This is a genomic window from Streptomyces sp. NBC_00510 (assembly GCA_036013505.1).
Classification (GTDB): domain Bacteria; phylum Actinomycetota; class Actinomycetes; order Streptomycetales; family Streptomycetaceae; genus Actinacidiphila.
The window spans coordinates 7,421,390-7,440,517 of sequence record CP107851.1; the positions used below are offsets into that span (position 1 = coordinate 7,421,390).

At 70.7% G+C, this 19,128-nt stretch carries 19 protein-coding genes; 15 read left to right on the forward strand and 4 right to left on the reverse strand.

Annotation, left to right across the window (positions count from 1 at the left end; translation table 11 throughout):
• Window positions 1-40: 40 nt before the first annotated feature.
• Both OG937_33545 and OG937_33550 read right to left on the reverse strand, forming a co-directional pair.
• Complete coding sequence (locus OG937_33545; protein ID WUD76265.1) at window positions 41-712, reverse strand: response regulator transcription factor; 672 nt, start codon at window positions 710-712, stop codon at window positions 41-43.
• Window positions 713-728: 16 nt separating this feature from the next.
• The gene (locus OG937_33550; GenBank protein ID WUD76266.1) at window positions 729-1,580 is read right to left on the reverse strand and encodes a PD-(D/E)XK nuclease family protein; all 852 of its coding nucleotides are present in this window, start codon (window positions 1,578-1,580) and stop codon (window positions 729-731) included.
• A gap of 97 nt (window positions 1,581-1,677) precedes the next feature.
• Between OG937_33550 and OG937_33555 the strand changes: the two genes are divergently transcribed.
• The 3 genes from OG937_33555 (at window position 1,678) to OG937_33565 (ending at window position 5,005) form a co-directional block, all read left to right on the forward strand.
• The gene (locus OG937_33555; protein WUD76267.1) at window positions 1,678-2,907 is read left to right on the forward strand and encodes a site-2 protease family protein; all 1,230 of its coding nucleotides are present in this window, start codon (window positions 1,678-1,680) and stop codon (window positions 2,905-2,907) included.
• 439 nt (window positions 2,908-3,346) lie between these two features.
• A complete protein-coding gene (locus OG937_33560) occupies window positions 3,347-4,255 on the forward strand; it encodes a tRNA (adenine-N1)-methyltransferase (GenBank protein ID WUD76268.1) in 909 nt (302 codons plus the stop codon).
• Window positions 4,256-4,417: 162 nt separating this feature from the next.
• Complete coding sequence (locus OG937_33565) at window positions 4,418-5,005, forward strand: hypothetical protein (protein WUD76269.1); 588 nt, start codon at window positions 4,418-4,420, stop codon at window positions 5,003-5,005.
• A gap of 4 nt (window positions 5,006-5,009) precedes the next feature.
• Here OG937_33565 and OG937_33570 read toward each other — a convergent pair whose 3' ends face one another.
• On the reverse strand, window positions 5,010-5,300 hold the full coding sequence (locus OG937_33570; protein WUD76270.1) for a ferredoxin: 291 nt from the start codon (window positions 5,298-5,300) through the stop codon (window positions 5,010-5,012).
• Window positions 5,301-5,540: 240 nt separating this feature from the next.
• Here OG937_33570 and arc point away from each other — a divergent pair, with 240 nt between their 5' ends.
• The 6 genes from arc to prcA all read left to right on the forward strand — a co-directional run bounded on the left by arc (window position 5,541) and on the right by prcA (window position 11,686).
• Window positions 5,541-7,307: a proteasome ATPase gene (gene arc, locus OG937_33575; GenBank protein WUD76271.1), complete on the forward strand. Its 1,767-nt coding sequence runs from the start codon at window positions 5,541-5,543 to the stop codon at window positions 7,305-7,307.
• A gap of 225 nt (window positions 7,308-7,532) precedes the next feature.
• On the forward strand, window positions 7,533-9,026 hold the full coding sequence (gene dop / locus OG937_33580; GenBank protein ID WUD78973.1) for a depupylase/deamidase Dop: 1,494 nt from the start codon (window positions 7,533-7,535) through the stop codon (window positions 9,024-9,026).
• A gap of 136 nt (window positions 9,027-9,162) precedes the next feature.
• The gene (locus tag OG937_33585) at window positions 9,163-9,381 is read left to right on the forward strand and encodes a ubiquitin-like protein Pup (GenBank protein ID WUD76272.1); all 219 of its coding nucleotides are present in this window, start codon (window positions 9,163-9,165) and stop codon (window positions 9,379-9,381) included.
• Window positions 9,382-9,387: 6 nt separating this feature from the next.
• Window positions 9,388-10,032, forward strand: coding sequence for an endonuclease VII domain-containing protein (locus OG937_33590; protein WUD76273.1), 645 nt, complete (start codon window positions 9,388-9,390; stop codon window positions 10,030-10,032).
• Window positions 9,984-10,829, forward strand: a complete 846-nt coding sequence (prcB, locus tag OG937_33595) for a proteasome subunit beta (protein WUD76274.1) — start codon at window positions 9,984-9,986, stop codon at window positions 10,827-10,829. The genes OG937_33590 and prcB overlap by 49 nt, the downstream gene beginning before the upstream one ends.
• 50 nt (window positions 10,830-10,879) lie before the next feature.
• On the forward strand, window positions 10,880-11,686 hold the full coding sequence (prcA, locus tag OG937_33600) for a proteasome subunit alpha (GenBank protein ID WUD76275.1): 807 nt from the start codon (window positions 10,880-10,882) through the stop codon (window positions 11,684-11,686).
• 62 nt (window positions 11,687-11,748) lie between these two features.
• Here prcA and OG937_33605 read toward each other — a convergent pair whose 3' ends face one another.
• Entirely contained in the window at window positions 11,749-12,756 is a 1,008-nt protein-coding gene (locus OG937_33605) for a LacI family transcriptional regulator (GenBank protein WUD76276.1), read from the reverse strand.
• Between the two features lie 121 nt (window positions 12,757-12,877).
• Here OG937_33605 and OG937_33610 point away from each other — a divergent pair, with 121 nt between their 5' ends.
• The 6 genes from OG937_33610 to OG937_33635 all read left to right on the forward strand — a co-directional run bounded on the left by OG937_33610 (window position 12,878) and on the right by OG937_33635 (window position 19,125).
• Window positions 12,878-14,125 (forward strand): MFS transporter, encoded by a 1,248-nt coding sequence (locus OG937_33610; GenBank protein ID WUD76277.1) that lies wholly within the window; start codon window positions 12,878-12,880, stop codon window positions 14,123-14,125.
• Window positions 14,126-14,134: 9 nt separating this feature from the next.
• On the forward strand, window positions 14,135-15,496 hold the full coding sequence (gene pafA, locus OG937_33615) for a Pup--protein ligase (GenBank protein WUD76278.1): 1,362 nt from the start codon (window positions 14,135-14,137) through the stop codon (window positions 15,494-15,496).
• Between the two features lie 112 nt (window positions 15,497-15,608).
• Window positions 15,609-16,595, forward strand: a complete 987-nt coding sequence (locus OG937_33620) for an FKBP-type peptidyl-prolyl cis-trans isomerase (GenBank protein WUD78974.1) — start codon at window positions 15,609-15,611, stop codon at window positions 16,593-16,595.
• A 39-nt stretch (window positions 16,596-16,634) separates the two neighbouring features.
• A complete protein-coding gene (locus OG937_33625) occupies window positions 16,635-17,006 on the forward strand; it encodes an FKBP-type peptidyl-prolyl cis-trans isomerase (GenBank protein ID WUD76279.1) in 372 nt (123 codons plus the stop codon).
• Between the two features lie 181 nt (window positions 17,007-17,187).
• Window positions 17,188-18,159 carry a WYL domain-containing protein gene (locus OG937_33630; protein WUD76280.1) on the forward strand — a complete coding sequence of 324 codons (972 nt, stop codon included), beginning with the start codon at window positions 17,188-17,190 and terminating at the stop codon, window positions 18,157-18,159.
• A gap of 18 nt (window positions 18,160-18,177) precedes the next feature.
• Window positions 18,178-19,125, forward strand: coding sequence for a WYL domain-containing protein (locus tag OG937_33635; protein WUD76281.1), 948 nt, complete (start codon window positions 18,178-18,180; stop codon window positions 19,123-19,125).
• The last annotated feature ends 3 nt before the right edge of the window (window positions 19,126-19,128 follow it).

Genomic DNA, 19,128 nt, shown 5'->3' on the forward strand with positions numbered 1-19,128 from the left:
ACCCGGTCCGGACCGCGACGCGACGAACGCCCCGGGGACGCTACTGCGCCCCGGGGCGCACCAGTCCGCTCTCGTACGCGTACACCGCCGCCTGCACCCGGTCGCGCAGCGCCAGCTTCGTCAGCACATGTCCCACGTGGGTCTTCACCGTCGTCTCGCTCACGAACAGCTCCGCGGCGATCTCCGCGTTCGACAGGCCCCGCGCCACCAGCTTCAGCACCTCGACCTCCCGGTCGGTGAGGGTGTGCAGCGCCTGCGGCACCGGCTCCTCACCCGACGGCAGCCGCCCCGCGTACTTGTCCAGCAGACGCCGCGTGATGCTCGGCGCGAGCATCGCCTCACCCGCCGCGACCACCCGGATCGCCTGCACCAGCTCGTGCGCCGGAGCGTCCTTGAGCAGGAAGCCGCTCGCCCCCGCACGCAGCGCCTCCACCACGTACTCGTCCAGATCGAACGTGGTCAGCACCAGCACCTTCGCCGGACCGTCCCGGCCCGGCCCGGTGATCTGCCGGGTCGCCTCCACCCCGTCCATCCGCGGCATGCGGATGTCCATCAGCACCACGTCGGGCTGCAGCACCCGCACCTGCTCCAGGGCCTGCTGGCCGTCCCCCGCCTCGCCGACCACCGCCAGGTCGCCCTCGGCCTCCAGGATCATCCGGAAGCCCGTGCGCAGCAGCGGCTGGTCGTCCACCAACAGGACGCGAATAGCCACAAGATCTCCTTCGCCCTCAGGACTCCCCATTCTTCCCCACCACGGGCAGCGGATACGGTGGGGGAGTCCCCCCGAAAGAGGGGCACACCGCCCGGTGGTCGCACCAGTCGCACAACCGGCTCGGCCGCGGCCGCCAGTCACCCGACTCCGTGGCCCGCGTGATCGCCTCCCACAGGGCCTCCAGCTTCCGGCCCACCGCCCGCAGCTCACCCTCCGACGGGTCGTACGTCAGCACCTCACCACTGCCCAGGTAGACCAACTGCAGCCGGCGCGGCACCACGCCCCGCAGCCGCCACAGCACCAGCGCGTAGAACTTCATCTGGAACAGCGCCTCGTCCGCGTACTCGGGGCGCGGCGCCCGGCCGGTCTTGTAGTCCACCACCCGCAGGTCGCCCGAGGCCGCCGCGACGTCCAGACGGTCCACGTAACCGCGCAGCGTCAGCCCGGACTCCAGCTCCGTCTCCACGTACAGCTCGCGCTCGGCCGGCTCCAGACGCGTCGGGTCCTCCAGCGAGAACCACCGCTCGACCAGCCGCGCCGCCTCCTCCAGCCACTCCGCCAGCCCCTGCCCGTCCGCCGCGGCGAACAGCTCCGACAACTCCGGACGCTCCTCCAGCAACCGCTGCCACTGGCCCGGCACCATCGCCCGGGCCCGGTCCGCCGTCCGCTCCGCCGCCGGCACGTCGAAGAGGCGCTCCAGCACCGCGTGCACCACCGTGCCCCGCGTCGCGGCCTGGCTCGGCTTCTCCGGCAGCTTGTCGATCACCCGCAGCCGGTACAGCAGCGGACACCGCATGAAGTCGGCGGCGCGCGACGGCGACAGGGAGGACGGCGGCCTCGGAGGAACGGCTTCGGTGCTGGTGCCCATGGCAGGACCCTACGGGGTGGCGCCGACAGCCGGTGTCGGGTCCCCGCAACCGGGCAATACCATCGACGTCGGAGCGTCAGCGACACGAGGGGAACCAGTGAGCGAGAGCCAGCAGCCGCCGCCGGGCGGCGAGAGGACTCCCGGACCCGACGACGGGCCCGCCAAACGTCCCCCGGGACCCGGCGGCGGCATCCTCATGGGCCGCTTCTTCGGCGTGCCCGTCTACGTCGCACCCAGCTGGTTCCTCGTCGCGGCCCTCATCACCTGGGTGTTCGGCGGACAGCTCGACCGCGTCCTGCCCGAGCTCGGCGGCGCCCGCTACCTCGTCTCGCTCTTCTTCGCGGTCGCCTTCTACGCCTCCGTGCTCGTCCACGAACTCGCCCACACCGTCGCCGCCCTCCGCTTCGAGCTGCCCGTGCGCCGCATCCAGCTGCAGTTCTTCGGCGGCGTCTCCGAGATCGAGAAGGAGTCCGAGACCCCCGGGCGCGAATTCGTCCTCGCCTTCGTCGGCCCGCTGCTCTCCCTCGTCCTCGCCGGGGTCTTCTACCTCGGCATGTACGGCGTCGACCCCGACACCGTCCCCGGTGTCCTCCTCGCCGGACTCATGATCAGCAACCTGCTCGTGGCCGTCTTCAACCTGCTGCCCGGCCTGCCCCTCGACGGCGGCCGGATGCTCCGCGCCGTCATCTGGAAGATCAGCGGCAAGGCCATGACCGGCACCGTCGCCGCCGCCTGGACCGGCCGCGCCCTGGCCATCGCCGTCCTCGTCGGCCTGCCCCTGCTCTCGTACGCCGGCGGCATGAGCGACGGCGGCGACGGCGCCACCGGCTTCGACTCCCTCACCGACGCCCTGCTCGCGGCCATCCTCGCCGCCATCATCTGGACCGGCGCGGGCAACAGCCTGCGCATGGCGCGGCTCCGCGAGCACCTGCCCGAACTCCAGGCCCGCACGCTCACCCGGCGCGCCCTGCCGGTCTCCTCCGACACCCCGCTGTCCGAGGCCCTGCGCCGGGCCAACGAGGCCGGCGCCCGCGCCCTCGTCGTCGTCGACGGCCAGGGCACCCCCACCGCGGTCGTCCGCGAGGCCGCCATCGTCGGCGTCCCCGAACACCGCCGCCCCTGGGTCGCCGTCTCCGGCCTCGCCCAGGACCTCAAGCCCGGCATGAAGGTCTCCGCGGAACTCGCCGGCGAGGACCTCCTGGACACCCTGCGTGCCACCCCGGCCACGGAGTACCTCGTCATCGAGAACTCCGGCGAGGTCTACGGCGTCCTGTCCACCGCCGACGTCGAAAAAGCCTTCCTCGCCGCCATGGCTCGCCCTTCTTAGAGGCTCGGTTCGCCTCCGGGGCGCTCCCCTTTTTCAAGGCTCGGTTCGCCTCCGGGGCGCCCTCTGCACCTGTCGACGGTCGACCATGCTCGGCTCCTCGTCCCTCGGAGCCTCCGCGTGCTCTCCCTTTCGACAGGCGCGCGCCCCTTCGGCTCACTCGCCGGGCACGCGTGTGCACCGTCCGGGCGCGATGGGCCCGGGCTCCCCGGGACCGGCCGCCCCTGCAATTTGCTCCGGCGCAGCACATGGAAGCGCTACCTCGGCGAGTGAGCCGAAGGGGCGCGGACGGTGTCGAAAGGGTGGGGGCACCGCCCGGCGGTAGCCGGGGGAGCGCGGAGGTCGCGAGGAACGAGTGACCGAGCACGGTCGACCGTCGACACCGTCTTGAGCGCCCCGGAGGCGAACCGAGCCCTAAAAAAACACCGGTAGGCTTGTCCGCATGTCCGAACCGACCGGTGCCGCCCGCCGACGCGGGCCCTTCAAGGTCGGGGACCAGGTCCAGCTCACCGATCCCAAGGGACGCCACTACACGTTCACGCTCGAGGCCGGGAAGAACTTCCACACCCACAAGGGTTCCTTCCCCCACGACGAGCTGATCGGTGCCCCCGAGGGCAGTGTGGTCCGAACCACGGGAAACGTCGCCTACCTCGCGCTGCGCCCCCTGCTCCCCGACTACGTCCTGTCCATGCCCCGCGGTGCCGCCGTGGTCTACCCCAAGGACGCGGGGCAGATCCTGTCGATGGCCGACATCTTCCCCGGCGCACGCGTCGTGGAGGCAGGCGTCGGCTCCGGCTCGCTCAGCATGTTCCTGCTGCGCGCCGTCGGCGACCAGGGGATGCTGCACTCCTACGAGCGCCGCGCCGACTTCGCCGAGATCGCCACCCAGAACGTCGAACGCTACTTCGGCGGCCCGCACCCCGCGTGGCAGCTCACCGTCGGCGACCTCCAGGACAACCTCAGCGACGCCGACGTCGACCGGGTCATCCTCGACATGCTCGCTCCCTGGGAGTGCCTGGAGGCCGTCTCCAAGGCGCTGGTCCCCGGCGGCATCCTCTGCGCCTACGTGGCCACCACCACCCAGCTCGCCCGCACCGTCGAGGCGATCCGCGAGCACGGCACGTTCAACGAGCCGTCCGCCTGGGAGACCATGGTCCGCACCTGGCACATCGAGGGCCTGGCCGTGCGCCCCGACCACCGCATGATCGGGCACACCGGCTTCCTGCTCACCGCCCGCCGTCTCGCCGACGGCGTCGAGCCCCCCATGCGGCGCAGGCGCCCCGCGCCCGGCGCGTACGGCGAGGACTACACCGGCCCGGGCGGCGGCAAGCCGGCCACCGGCGGAGCGTAACCACCCGACCCCGAAGCGCCGTCGCCGGCAAGACCGGCGGCGGCGCTTCGTCACACCCCCGTGGACATCTCCCGAAACACGGGCCCCGGTCGTACCAACTGACTGTGACCTGTGGCACCATGCTGGCCACCCCGCTCGACCAACTCCACAGGAGACAGGCGCGTGCAGCCATCCGCAGGGCCGGCCCTTCCGCACACCCGAGCCCGCTCGGTGCACTGGATCACGACCGCCGCGGTGATCGCCGCCGTCATAGGCAGCGCCGCGCTCGTGCAGCCCGCCGGCGCCTCCACGGGCAGGCCCGCCGCGGACGCCAGGACCGGCAAGCCCGCGCCCGCCGCCGTTGCGCCCCCGGACCCCCGTGCCGCGCACTTCCCCCTGGAATGCGCCGGGGCGCCCGTGGACGTCGTGGACCAGGCGTCGGGAGACCTCGACGGGGACGGCCGCCCCGAGACCGTCGCCGTCGTCCGCTGCCACTCCGAGACCGGCACCCCGCCCAGTGGCCTGTACGTGCTGTCGGCGGACCCCGCCACAGGCGCCGCCCCGCGCATCGTCGAGACCCTCGTCGATCCCAAGGAGCAGCGCAGCTTCAAGGACCTGAAGATCGACGGCCGCACCGTGCGGGCCACCGTGCTCGGCTACTCCACCGACGACGTGCCCCGTTGCTGCCCCGACCAGATGCGCGACTACAGCTGGGAATGGAGGTCCGGGACCTACTACGAGATCCCCGGACCGCTCGCGAACAGCGTGTGACAGATCACTCCGCGTCGGGTCCGTACAGTTCTACACTGTCCGAAACCCGACGCACATGAATACAGTCGCCAGGGCAGTCCCTGGCCGAATCCACCACATCGGTCAACAACGGCAGGGGAACCGGGACCGTCGCCCCGGGTGCCTGACGGAGTTCGTCGTCGTCGCCCTTGACGTAGGCGAGCCCGTCGATGTCCAGCTCGAAGACCTCGGGCGCGTACTGCACACAGATGCCGTCCCCGGTGCACAGGTCCTGATCGATCCAGACCTCAAGCGCCTCGACGACTTCCTCGCTCACCGCTACCTCGCCTGCCGTTCATCGTTCGGGAAGGGACAGCCCTTGACGGGCGTTGACCGGACCGACGATACAACCGGCCGCTTTCGGATGGTGATGGCTGGGTATCTCCCTGGCGGGAGGACGTGCGCAAGGGTGAAGATCGGACACACCCAGGACGTCTTTGTGATCTAGGGGTTTCAACCCCTACTGGCCCAGGTAGGGTCTGGAAGCGTCCAGCTCCCCTTGGAGGAGGTGAGGACCGTGGCGGCCCACGACGACGACATCAACCGTGGCGGCCGACCCGCTCGTGGATCGGAAGACCCCATGAGCCAGGTCGCCTTTCTTGAGCAGGAGATCGCCGTCCTGCGACGTAAGCTCGCCGACTCTCCGCGGCACACGAGGATTCTCGAGGAGCGGATCGTCGAGCTGCAGACCAACCTGGCAGGCGTGTCCGCTCAGAACGAGCGGCTGGCCAACACCCTCCGCGAGGCCCGCGACCAGATCGTGGCCCTCAAGGAAGAGGTGGACCGGCTCGCACAGCCCCCTGCCGGATTCGGTGTGTTCCTGCAGGCGAACGAGGACGAGACGGCCGACATCTTCACCGGCGGCCGCAAGCTGCGGGTGAACGTCAGCCCGTCCGTAGAGCTGGACGACCTCCGGCGCGGCCAGGAAGTCATGCTCAACGAGGCGCTCAACGTGGTCGAGGCCATGGAGTTCGAGCGCATCGGAGACATCGTCACCCTCAAGGAGATCCTCGAGGACGGCGAGCGGGCCCTGGTCATCGGGCACACCGACGAGGAGCGGGTGGTGCGGCTCGCCGAGCCGCTGCTGGACGGCACCCTCCGCGCCGGCGACGCGCTGCTGCTCGAACCGCGCTCCGGATACGTCTACGAACGGGTCCCCAAGAGCGAGGTCGAGGAACTCGTCCTCGAAGAGGTCCCCGACATCGACTACCGCCAGATCGGCGGCCTCAGCAACCAGATCGAGCAGATCCGCGACGCCGTCGAACTGCCCTACCTGCACGCCGAGCTGTTCAAGGAGTACGAGCTCCGCCCGCCCAAGGGCGTGCTCCTCTACGGCCCCCCCGGCTGCGGCAAGACGCTCATCGCCAAGGCCGTCGCCAACTCCCTTGCCAAGAAGGTCGCCGAAGTCACCGGGCAACCCCAGGGCAAGAGCTACTTCCTGAACATCAAGGGCCCCGAGCTGCTCAACAAGTACGTCGGCGAGACCGAGCGGCAGATCCGCCTGGTCTTCCAGCGCGCACGCGAGAAGGCCAGCGAGGGCACCCCCGTCATCGTCTTCTTCGACGAGATGGAATCCCTCTTCCGCACCCGCGGCTCCGGCGTCAGCTCGGACGTGGAGAACACCATCGTCCCCCAGCTGCTCGCCGAGATCGACGGCGTCGAGGGCCTGGAGAACGTCATCGTCATCGGCGCCTCCAACCGCGAGGACATGATCGACCCCGCGATCCTGCGGCCCGGCCGCCTGGACGTGAAGATCAAGATCGAGCGGCCGGACGCCGAGGCGGCCAAGGACATCTTCTCCAAGTACCTGGTGACGACCCTCCCGCTGCACGGCGAGGACCTCTCCGAGCACGGCGGCTCGCCCGGGGCCACCGTCGAGGCCATGATCCAGTCCGTGGTCGAGCGGATGTACTCCGAGTCCGAGGAGAACCGCTTCCTGGAGGTCACCTACGCCAACGGTGACAAGGAAGTCCTCTACTTCAAGGACTTCAACTCCGGCGCCATGATCCAGAACATCGTGGACCGGGCCAAGAAGATGGCGATCAAGGCCTTCCTCGACCACAACCAGCGGGGCCTGCGCGTCTCCCACCTGCTCGCCGCCTGCGTGGACGAGTTCAAGGAGAACGAGGACCTGCCCAACACCACCAACCCGGACGACTGGGCCCGCATCTCCGGAAAGAAGGGCGAGCGGATCGTCTTCATCCGCACCCTCGTCACCGGCAAGCAGGGCGCCGACACCGGTCGCTCCATCGACACCGTCGCCAACACGGGCCAGTACCTGTAACACGCGACCACCCTCCGGCTGCGGGTGCCCACGCAGGGGCACCCGCAGCCGGAGCATTTCACCCCGGCACCACCCAGGAAAGCGCGTAATGATCTCCCCACCACCGCCATCGCGTTCTAGGCTCAGCGGTACCGCACGAGGGCCAATCGCGAAGCGGTACTTGAGCGACCGGCCCAGCACGGGCCGCAGCCGGGCAAGGAGGGCCGCATGACCGTACGGCGAGTAATGGGCATCGAGACGGAGTACGGGATCTCCGTTCCGGGCCACCCGAACGCCAATGCCATGCTCACCTCGTCCCAGGTCGTCAACGCCTACGCGGCGGCGATGCACCGGGCGCGCCGCGCCCGCTGGGACTTCGAGGAGGAGAACCCACTGCGGGACGCCCGCGGCTTCGACCTCGCCCGAGAAGCCGCGGACACCAGCCAGCTCACCGACGAGGACATCGGCCTGGCCAATGTCATCCTCACCAACGGAGCCCGGCTCTACGTCGACCACGCCCACCCCGAGTACAGCGCCCCGGAGGTCACCAACCCCCGCGACGCCGTCCTGTGGGACAAGGCCGGCGAGCGCATCATGGCCGAAGCCGCCGAGCGCGCCGCCCAGCTCCCGGGCGCCCAGCCCATCCACCTGTACAAGAACAACACCGACAACAAAGGCGCGTCCTACGGGACCCACGAGAACTACCTGATGAAGCGGGAGACCCCCTTCTCGGACATCGTGCGGCACCTCACGCCCTTCTTCGTCTGCCGCCAGGTCGTCACCGGAGCCGGCCGCGTCGGAATCGGCCAGGACGGCCACGAGCACGGCTTCCAGATCAGCCAGCGCGCCGACTACTTCGAGGTCGAGGTGGGCCTGGAGACCACCCTCAAACGGCCCATCATCAACACCCGCGACGAGCCGCACGCCGACGCCGAGAAGTACCGCCGACTGCACGTGATCATCGGCGACGCGAACCTGTCGGAGATCTCCACCTACCTCAAGCTCGGCACCACCGCCCTGGTGCTGTCGATGATCGAGGACGGCTTCATCAACGTCGACCTCGCCGTCGACCAGCCCGTCCGCACCCTCCACCAGGTCAGCCACGACCCCACGCTGCGCCGGCTGATCACCCTGCGCAGCGGCCGGACGCTGACCGCCGTCCAGCTCCAGATGGAGTACTGCGAACTCGCCCGCAAGTACGTGGAGGACCGCTTCGGCACCGACGCCGACGACCAGACCAAGGACGTCCTCGGACGGTGGGAGGACGTGCTCAACCGGCTCGAGGGTGACCCCATGAGCCTCGCCGGCGAACTGGACTGGATCGCCAAGCGCGAGCTCCTCGAGGGCTACCGGCGCCGCGACTCCCTGGGCTGGGACGCCGCGCGGCTCCACCTCGTCGACCTGCAGTACGCCGACGTGCGCCCCGAGAAGGGCCTCTACAACCGTCTGGAGGCCCGCGGCCGCATCCAGCGGCTGGTGACCGAGGACGAGGTCGTCCGGGCCATGAGCAAGCCCCCGGAGGACACCCGGGCCTACTTCCGCGGCCGCTGCCTGGAGCAGTACGCGGACGACGTCGCGGCGGCCTCCTGGGACTCCGTGATCTTCGACCTCCCCGGCCGGGACTCGCTGCAGCGCGTCCCCACCCTGGAGCCGCTGCGGGGCACCCGCAACCACGTCAAGGAGCTGCTGGACCGCTGCCGCACCGCGGAGGAGCTGGTGCGGATCCTGTCGGGCGGCTGAGCAGGGCTGAAATCCGTCCGAACCGGGAATCATCGGGGTGGCCCCCGGACGTTGGGCAATACCGGGGGCCGAAGTCAGACCCTCCTTGTAGGGTCTGATCTTGTAGGACATGGACACCGAGCGGGGTGAGGGACACATGGCTACCAAGGACACCGGCGGCGGGCAGCAGAAGGCCACGCGTTCGACCGAGGAGGTCGAGGAGACCGCGCAGGACGCGCAGGCCGCCTCCGACCTCAAGGAGCGGCAGGAGAAGCTGTCGGACGACGTGGACTCCGTGCTGGACGAGATCGATGACGTCCTCGAGGAGAACGCGGAGGATTTCGTACGTTCGTTCGTGCAGAAGGGCGGAGAGTAGATCAACTTGGACGCGCCGGAAAAGCAGTGCCGCGACTGCGGCCAGGTGAAAGCGGCATCGGAATTCTGGCGGTCCAAGTCTTCGCCCGACGGACTGGCGTACTACTGCAGACCGTGCGCGAGCCGGCGCAACGCGGAGTCGGCGCGGCGGCGCGCAGAACGGGAGGGGCGTACGATGCGCCCCTCCCGTGGTCCGCGTGAATCCCTGCCCGAGGGTTACCGGCGTTGCCCGGACTGTGAGCAGGTTCTGCCGCTCATGGCATTCCCCCGCAACCGGAGCGCGAAGTCCGGCTTCGCCAGCTACTGCAAACCCTGTCAGAACACGAGATCCCGGGAGTCCAGGGACCGGCTGCATGGTGGGAGCCGTCACTACCACCTGAAGCGCCGGTACGGCCTCGGGGCCGAAGAAGTCGAAGCAAAGATCAAGGAGCAGTTCGGCATCTGTCCGATCTGCCTAACTCCCGGCCCTCAGCATGTGGATCACGATCACCTCACGGGTAAGGTGCGATCAGTGCTCTGCTTCAACTGCAACGGCGGTCTGGGGCAGTTTAAGGACAACCCAGAACTGCTGCGCCGCGCAGCGGACTACGTGGAAGGAAACGTGTGGAAGCCAACACTCGTAGCACCGGGCGTCTACCAGCTGCCTTCCTGACGCCTGGCTCGTCCTCGTTCGTGGACTTCCTGGGGGCGCACGCGCCGGGGATGCTCCCGGGCAACCGCACCCTGCCCGCCGTGAAGGGGGCCGTGGAGCTGCCGCACGGCACGACGATCGTGGCGGCGGCCTTCCCCGGCGGCGTGGTGCTCGCCGGTGACCGGCGGGCCACGATGGGCAACGTCATCGCCCAGCGGGACATCGAGAAGGTGTTCCCGGCCGACGAGTACTCGGCGGTCGGCATCGCGGGCACGGCGGGCCTGGCGGTGGAGATGGTCAAGCTGTTCCAGCTGGAGCTGGAGCACTACGAGAAGATCGAGGGCGCCACGCTCTCCCTGGAGGGCAAGGCGAACCGCCTGTCGACCATGATCCGGGGGAACCTGGGGATGGCGCTGCAGGGGCTGGCGGTGGTGCCGCTGTTCGCCGGCTACGACACGGACCGTGAGAAGGGGCGGATCTTCTCGTACGACGTGACGGGTGGCCGTTCGGAGGAGCACGGTTTCGCGGCGACGGGTTCGGGTTCGGTGTTCGCGCGGGGCTCGATGAAGAAGCTGTACAAGCCGGATCTCACGGAGTCGCAGACGGCGACGCTGGTGATCCAGGCGCTGTACGACGCGGCGGACGACGATTCGGCGACCGGTGGCCCGGATCTGGGGCGGCGGATCTTCCCGATCGTCACGGTCATCACCGACGAGGGCTTCCGCAAGCTGACCGAGGCCGAGACGTCGGAGATCGTCCGGGCCGTCCACGAGCGGCGGCTGGAGCTGCCGGACGGCCCGCGGGCCGGGCTGCTCTGACCTGGTCGTCCGAGATGCACTCGCTACTGACAGAAAGGGACGGATAGCCGGTGTCGACGCCGTTCTATGTCTCACCCCAGCAGGCCATGGCCGACCGTGCCGAGTTCGCCCGCAAGGGCATCGCGCGCGGGCGCAGCGTCGTCGTGCTGCAGTACACCGACGGCATCGTCTTCATCGCCGAGAACCCGTCCCGTGCCCTGCACAAGGTCAGTGAGATCTACGACCGGATCGCCTTCGCGGCGGTGGGGAAGTACAACGAGTTCGAGAACCTGCGGATCGGTGGTGTGCGTTACGCCGACCTGCGGGGTTACACCTATGACCGGGACGACGTGACCGCGCGCGGCCTGGCGAACGTGTACGCGCAGACGCTGGGCACGATCTTCTCGAGCGTGGGGGAGAAGCCCTACGAGGTGGAGCTGATCGTCGCGGAGGTGGGCGCGGACCCCTCGGAGGACCAGATCTACCGGTTGCCGCACGACGGTTCGATCGTCGACGAGCACGGTGCGGTGGCGGTCGGTGGCAACTCGGACCAGATCGGCAGTTACCTGGACCAGCGGCACCGTGACGGCATGACGCTGGCGGAGGCGCTGAAGCTGGCGGTGGAGTCGCTGAGCCGGGACAACAACGGCAGTGACCGGCAGCTCACGGCGGAGCAGCTGGAGGTCGCGGTGCTGGACCGTACGCGGCCGCAGCAGCGCAAGTTCAAGCGGATCCTGGGCCGGCAGTTGTCGCGGTTGCTGGAGGGGGAGGGGGCGGCGCCGTCGGTGGAGAAGGCCGAGAAGCCGGAGAAGCCCGCTCCGCCTGCGGCTCCGGTGGAGGGGGACGACGACCTTCCGGAGTTGGACGAGGACGTGTGACGGGTTACGGCCCGTTGCCGACGCCCCGGCCCGCCTGTGCGGCGGCCGGGGCGTCGGTCGTTTCAGGGGTGGCGTGGTGGGGCGGTGGAGCCGCGGACGACGAGCCGGACGGGGAGTTCGGTGCCGGTGGCGGGGCGGTCGGCGAGGGTGTCGAGGAGTGCGGTCATGCCTCCGGCGCCGACGGCGTCCGCGGGGAGGGTGACGGTGGTGAGTTCGGGTTCGACGGCGGTGGCGAGGGCGGAGTCGTCGTAGCCGGTGACGGAGACGTCGTGGGGGACGCGTAGTCCGTGGCGGCGCAGTGCCTTGCAGGCGCCGACGGCGAGGACGTCGTCGTCGCAGATGAGGGCGGTGGGGGGTGGGCCGGGCCGGGTGAGGAGGCGTTCGGTGGCCCGGCGGGCGTCCTCGTAGGTGAGCGGGGAGCGTTCGGTGGGCGGGGTGGTGCCGAGGGTGTCGGTGAGGGCCTGGGCGCGTTCGTGGAAGGTCCAGGTGTCGATGTCGGCGGCGAGGTGGGCGATGTCCCGGGGGTGGTGGCCGAGGCCGAGGACGTGCCGGGTGATCTGGCGCATGCCGTCGGCGATGGCGAGGTTGACGGTGGCGGCGGGGCCGGGTGCGGCGGGGTCGGCGTCGAGCATGACGAGGGGGAGTCCGCCGTCGCCGATGGCGGCGAGGGCGTCGGCGGCCATGGAGGAGGCGATGATGCCGTCGAGGGCGGCGCGGGCGGAGCCGAAGGGGTCGCGGGCGGGGCCGACGCCTTCGGGGGAGGGGTAGAGGACGACGCCGAAGCCGTGGTCGTCGGCGACGCGGGCGGCGCCGGTGTAGACGCGGGCGAAGTACTCGTTGGTGAGGGTGGGCACGACCAGGAGCGCGGTGCGGGTGCGGCCGAGGCGGAGGTTGCGGGCGGCGAGGTTGGGCCGGTAGCCGAGGTCGCGGGCGGCGGTGCGGACGGTGTCGGCGGTGCGTTCGGAGACCCGGCCGCGCCATTTGTCGCCGAGGACGAGGGAGACGGTGGCCTGGGAGACGCCGGCGGCGCGTGCGACGTCGCGTGAGGTCGGGCGCGCTGTGTCGGTCACCGTGGGGGCCTCTTTCGGCTGGGTGGGCGGGTGGCGGCGGGGTGTGCGGCTGGACCGGTGGACTGGGCTCATGGTACGTATGACCCACGACGTTATACGTACAACTAGCAAAGGGGCGGGCATGGGGACCGGTTACGCGGACCTGCTGCGGGCCCGGCACGCGGTGCGGCTGCTGACCGGCACCCTGGTCGGCCGGCTGCCGAACGCGACGGCGGCCCTGGGCATCGTGCTGCTGACCCGCGCGCAGGGCGGCGACTTCGCCCTGGCGGGGGCGCTGTCGGCCGTCTACGGCCTCGCCAACGCGGTGGGGCAACCCTTGCTGGGGCGGGCGGTGGACCGCCTGGGGCAGCCGAGGGTGATGTTCCCGGCGGCGGTGGTCTCGGCCGTGGGCATGGCCGTCTTCGCGCTCTCCGGGCCCCGGCCGCTGCCCCTGGCGTACGCCGCGATGCTCGTCGCGGGCTTCTTCACCCCGCCCCTGGAGGGCGGGCTGCGGGCGCTGTGGCCGGGCGTGCTCAAGCGCGAGGACCGGATCCACGCGGCCTACGCGCTGGACGCGGCCGCGCAGGAGGTCATGTTCGCGGTCGGGCCGCTGCTGGTGACGCTGCTGGTGGCGGCGTTCTCGGAGACGGCGGCGCTGCTGTGGATCGCGGCGGTCGGTGTGGCGGGGGCGCTGAGCGTGGTCACCGCGCCGCCGTCGCGGGCGTGGCGGACGCAGCCGCGCACCCCGGACTGGCTGGGGCCGCTGCGCGCGCCGGGCCTGCGCGCGCTGGTCGGCTCGTTCTTCTTCGTGGGGCTGGCGCTGGGCTCGATCGCGGTGGCCGCCGTCGCGTACGCCGACGGCCACGGCGGCGGGATGGTCTCCAGCTACGTGCTGTCGGGGATCGGCGCCGGGGCGCTGGCCGGCGGGGTGTTCTACGGGGCGCGGCAGTGGGCCGGGGTCCCCGAGCGGCGGCTGCGGCTGCTGATGGCGGGTCTGGCCGTGTGCTACCTGCCGCTGGCGCTGGTGCCGGGTGTCGCGGCGATGTCGGGCCTGGCGGTGCTGGCGGGGTTGTTCCTGGCGCCCTCGCTGGCCTGCGCGTTCGTGGTGGTCGACCGGCACGCCCCGGTGGGCACCGTGACCGAGGCGTTCTCATGGATCGTCACCACGTTCGGGGTGGGCGCGGCGGTCGGCACGGCGGTCGCGGGACCGGCCGCGCAGTACGGCGGGACCGCGGCGGCCTTCGGCGTGGCGGGTGCCGGCGGGGTGGCGGCGCTGGTGGTGCTGCTGGCCAGTGGGCGCTACCTCACGGTTCCAAACCCGGCAAGCGGGACAGAAAAAGATCGAATCGCCGCGGTCGAACCCGGTTTGAGGTCCACGCATCAGGCGTAAGGTCTCATCATGGACCGCCGCATTTTCGGGCTGGAGAACGAGTACGGCGTCACGTGCACGTTCCGGGGACAGCGGCGTCTGTCCCCGGACGAGGTGGCGCGGTACCTCTTCCGCCGTGTCGTGTCATGGGGTCGCAGCAGCAACGTCTTCCTCCGCAACGGCGCCCGTCTCTACCTCGACGTGGGTTCGCACCCGGAGTACGCCACTCCCGAGTGCGACAACGTGACGGAACTCGTCACCCACGACAAGGCGGGGGAGCGCATCCTCGAGGGCCTCCTGGTGGACGCAGAACGGCGCCTGCACGAGGAGGGCATCGCGGGCGACGTCTACCTCTTCAAGAACAACACCGACTCCGCGGGGAACTCCTACGGGTGCCACGAGAACTACCTCGTCGCCCGGCACGGGGAGTTCTCCCGCCTCGCGGACATCCTCATCCCCTTCCTGGTCACCCGGCAGCTGCTGTGCGGCGCGGGCAAGGTGCTGCAGACCCCGCGTGGCGCGGTCTACTGCGTCAGTCAGCGCGCGGAGCACATCTGGGAGGGCGTCAGTTCCGCCACGACCCGCTCCCGGCCCATCATCAACACCCGGGACGAGCCGCACGCGGACGCCGAGCGCTACCGGCGGCTGCACGTCATCGTGGGTGACTCCAACATGTCCGAGACGACCATGCTGCTGAAGGTCGGCGCGACCGACCTGGTGCTGCGCATGATCGAGGCGGGCACCGTGATGCGGGACCTGACGCTGGAGAACCCGATCCGGGCGATCCGCGAGGTGTCGCACGACATAACGGGCCAGCGCAAGGTCCGTCTCGCCTCGGGCCGGGAGGCCTCGGCCCTGGAGATCCAGGAGGAGTACTACTCCAAGGCGGTGGACTTCTGCGACCGGCGCGGCATCCGCAGCGGTGTCATCGAACAGGTCCTCGAACTGTGGGGCCGGACCCTGGAGTCGATCGGCAGCGGTGACCTGGACAAGATCGGCACCGAGATCGACTGGGTGATGAAGTACCGCCTGATCGAGCGTTACCGGGCGCGGGACAACATCACGATGTCGCACCCGCGCATCGCGCAGATAGACCTCGCGTACCACGACATCCACCGCCGCCGCGGGTTGTACTACCTGCTGGAGAAGCGGGGTCAGGCCAAGCGGATCTGCAACGACCTGAAGATCTTCGAGGCCAAGTCCGTGCCCCCGCAGACGACGCGGGCGCGGCTGCGCGGCGACTTCATCCGCCGTGCCCAGGAGCAGCGGCGCGACTTCACCGTCGACTGGGTGCACCTGAAGCTCAACGACCAGGCGCAGCGCACGGTGCTGTGCAAGGACCCGTTCCGGTCGGTGGACGACCGGGTGGAGAAGCTCATCGCCGGTATGTAGCGGCGGTGGCACAGGCGACGCGGGGCCCCGTACGTGTTCGTACGGGGCCCCGCCCACGCCGTAGAGTGGCGCGCACGCCAGACAACGCAAGATCGACCTGATGGGGATCCCCGTGCGCCGACGCTCTCTTCTCCTCGCCGTCCCTGCCGGCCTGCTCACCCTCGCCGGCTGCGGTGACGACAAGTCCGGCAAGTCCGCGACCAGCGCCAGCCCGTCGGGTTCCGCGTCCGCGTCCGCGCCGGTGAAGATCGTGGACGGCCCGCTGCCGGACATCACCGCCGGTACGAAGTTCGGCGAGAAGCCGACGGTCGCCAAGGGCCCGGGCCAGCCGAGCAAGGACCTGGCCGTCAAGACGGTGATCCAGGGCAACGGCACCACCGTCGCCTCGGGTGACTACCTCCAGGCGAACTACCTCGGGCAGATCTGGGACACGGCCAAGGTCTTCGACAACTCCTGGGACCGGGGCGCGCCGGCCATCTTCCCGATCGGCGTCGGGCGGGTCATCCAGGGCTGGGACAAGGCCCTGGTGGGCAAGAAGGTCGGCGACCGGGTCGAGCTGGCGATCCCCCCGAACCTGGGCTACGGCGAGCAGGGGCAGCCGGACGCCGGGATCAAGGGCACCGACACGCTGGTCTTCGTCGTCGACGTGGTGGACACCTTCAACGGCAAGAGCTCCGCCCAGGGCAAGGCCGTCCCGCAGAACGACGCCAAGCTGCCCAAGGTCGGCACCAACACCGACGGCCAGGCTCCCTCCATCGAGGTCCCCAAGACGGCCGCGCCGGCCAAGCTGGTCGCCAACTACGTGCTGGAGGGCGACGGCGCGGCGGTCAAGCCCACCGACACCCTGCTGCTGCAGTACAAGGGCGTGGTGTGGGACGGCGGCAAGGAGTTCGACTCCAGCTACAAGAACGGCCAGTTGGCCCAGTTCCCGCTGCAGCAGCTGATCAAGGGCTGGCAGGAGGGCCTGGTGGGCAAGAAGGTCGGCAGCCGCGTCATGCTCGTGGTGCCGCCGGACCTGGGCTACGGCGACAAGGCGCAGCCGGGCATCCCGGCCAAGTCCACGCTGGTGTTCAGCCTCGACATCCTCGCGGTGATGTAAGACTAAGCAGGTTGTCCGCACCTCTTTAGGAGCACGTACGTGAGCATCGAGAAGCCCGAGATCGACTTCCCCGGCGGTGAGCCGCCGGCCGAACTGGTGATCAGGGACATCTGGGAGGGCGAGGGCGCCGAGGCGAAGGCGGGTCAGAACGTCACCGTCCACTACGTCGGCGTGGCCTTCAGCACCGGCGAGGAGTTCGACGCCAGCTGGAACCGCAACTCTCCCTTCAGCTTCCCGCTGGGCGGCGGCCGGGTCATCAAGGGCTGGGACCAGGGCGTGCAGGGCATGAAGGTCGGCGGCCGTCGTGAGCTGACCATCCCCGCGCACCTGGCCTACGGCAACCAGAGCCCGAGCCCGCTCATCAAGCCGGGTGAGACGCTGATCTTCGTGGTGGACCTGCTGTCCGTCTGAGCGGCGTCCGGCCCGACCACGGCCCGGAGCCCCCGCCGACCGGCACCGCCGGCCCGGCGGGGGCTCCGTCGTGCGGTGGGCCGGCAGGGGCGGTCACCGGAACCGGCCTTCGCTTCAGCCACGCGGCCCGGTCGCGATAGGGTCTCGACGGAGAGCTGAACACGGAAGAAGGTTGCTTCGAGTGGCGATTGCCAAGGCCGAGCGGCTGATGAACCTGGCGCTGTGCCTGATGAACACCCGGCGCCCGGTCAGCAAGCGGGAGCTGCGCGCGTCCATCGAGGCGTACCACGAGATCGGCTCCGACGAGGCGTTCAACCGCATGTTCGAGCGCGACAAGGACGACCTGCGCGAGCTCGGCATGGTCATCGAGACGGTGGAGAGCCTCGACGGTGAGATCGGCTACCTCGCCCGCCGTGACCGCAACCGCCTCCCCGAGATCGCCCTGGACGCCGAGGAGGCCGCCGCGCTGAGCCTGGCCGCGAAGGTCTGGCAGCAGGCGCGCTTCGCCGAGGCCGCCAGCGGAGCCCTGCAGAAGCTGCGGGCCGCGGGCGTGCCCTTCCACGACGAGGGCGACGACGGCGCGCGGGAGGCCGCCGGGCACAGTGCCCTGGAGCCCCGCATCCCCACCCCCGAGCCGGCGTTCGAGCCGCTGATGGTCGCCACCCGTGAGCGCCGCCCCGTCTCCTTCGACTACCGCAAGGCCAACGCCGTGCGCCCGGAGCCCCGCCAGGTCGAGCCCTGGGCGCTGGAGTGCTGGCGCGGCCACTGGTACCTGGCCGGCTGGGACCGCGACCGGTCCGCCGTACGCGTCTTCCGGCTCTCCCGGATCACCGGCCGGGTCCGCACCCGCGGCGGCGCCTTCACCACCGAGGTGCCCGACCACGTCGACGTGCGCGCCGCCGTCGCCAGCTGGGCCGGGGAGGGCGCGACCGCGACCGCCAGGATCCGGCTGCGCCGCGACTCCGGGTACCCGCTGCGGGCCCGCGCGGTGGAGATACTGCCGGTCGACGCCGACTGGGACGAGCTGGAGATCCCGTACGGGCACGGACTGGACGCCTGGCTGGTGGAGTTCGGCCCGGACGTGGTCGTACTGGGGCCCGACGAGCTGCGGGCCGACGTCGTGGACCGGCTGCGCGCCGTCGCCAAGGGCTGAGCGGGGGAGTACGGAGAGATGGCCAACGCGATCGACCAGACGCGCCGGATGTTGTCCCTGGTGACGTATCTGCGCGAGCGCCCCGGCGCCCGCGTGAGCGACGTTGCCCGCGCGTTCGGGGTCACCGAGGCCGAGCTGATCGGCGACCTGAACGTGCTGCCGCTGTGCGGCACGAGCTTCAGGGGCGGCGACCTGCTCGACATCGACACCGACGGCGAGCGGATCTGGTGGCACAACGTGGACGACGTCGCGCAGCCGCTGCGGCTGGCCGCCGACGAGGCCGCCGCGCTGCTGGTCGCCGCCCGTGCCGTCGCCAACCTGCCCGGGCTGCGGGAGAGCGACCGGCAGGCGCTGCTGCGCGCCACCGCCAAGATCGAGGGCGCCGCCGGCGAGGCCGCAGGCGCGTCCTCCCGGCTGTCGGTCACCTTCGAGTCCGAGGGCAGCGTCTTCGCCGACGTCGACCGCGCCATCGCCGAACGGCGCCGGCTGTGGATCCGCTATTACTCGCCGTCCCGGGACGAGCTCACCGAGCGCGAGGTCGACCCGATCCGGCTGTTCGCGGTCGGCCACACCTACTTCGAGGGCTGGTGCTACCTGTCGGAGGACCGGCGCACCTTCCGGCTGGACCGGGTCGCCGAGATCCGGCTGCTGGACACGCCCAGCGACCCGCCGCGCGTCGAGCCGCGCGACCTGTCCCAGGGGCTGGTGCAGCCGGCCGGCGACGACCCGGAGGTCGTGATCGAGGTCGGCCCCGGCGGCCGCTGGGTCGCCGAGTACTACCCGCACGACCTCGCCGAGGAACTCCCCGACGGCGGCCTGCGGGTCACCCTGCGCACCCCCGACCCGGGCTCGCTGCGCCGTCTCGCGCTGCGGCTCGGCCGCGACGGGCGGATCGTCTCCCCGGCCGGACTCGCCGGCAGCGCCCGCGACGCCGCCGCCCAGGCCCTCGCGGCCTACGGCGAGTGAGGG

Bases quoted from the DNA above. Each gene is read 5' to 3' on its own strand.
- OG937_33610 (WUD76277.1), top strand. From the start codon at position 12,878: ATGGGGACCGGTTACGCGGACCTGCTGCGGGCCCGGCACGCGGTGCGG.
- pafA (WUD76278.1), top strand. From the start codon at position 14,135: ATGGACCGCCGCATTTTCGGGCTGGAGAACGAGTACGGCGTCACGTGC.
- OG937_33560 (WUD76268.1), top strand. From the start codon at position 3,347: ATGTCCGAACCGACCGGTGCCGCCCGCCGACGCGGGCCCTTCAAGGTC.
- dop (WUD78973.1), top strand. From the start codon at position 7,533: ATGGGCATCGAGACGGAGTACGGGATCTCCGTTCCGGGCCACCCGAAC.
- OG937_33635 (WUD76281.1), top strand. From the start codon at position 18,178: ATGGCCAACGCGATCGACCAGACGCGCCGGATGTTGTCCCTGGTGACG.
- OG937_33550 (WUD76266.1), bottom strand. From the start codon at position 1,580: ATGGGCACCAGCACCGAAGCCGTTCCTCCGAGGCCGCCGTCCTCCCTG.
- OG937_33585 (WUD76272.1), top strand. From the start codon at position 9,163: ATGGCTACCAAGGACACCGGCGGCGGGCAGCAGAAGGCCACGCGTTCG.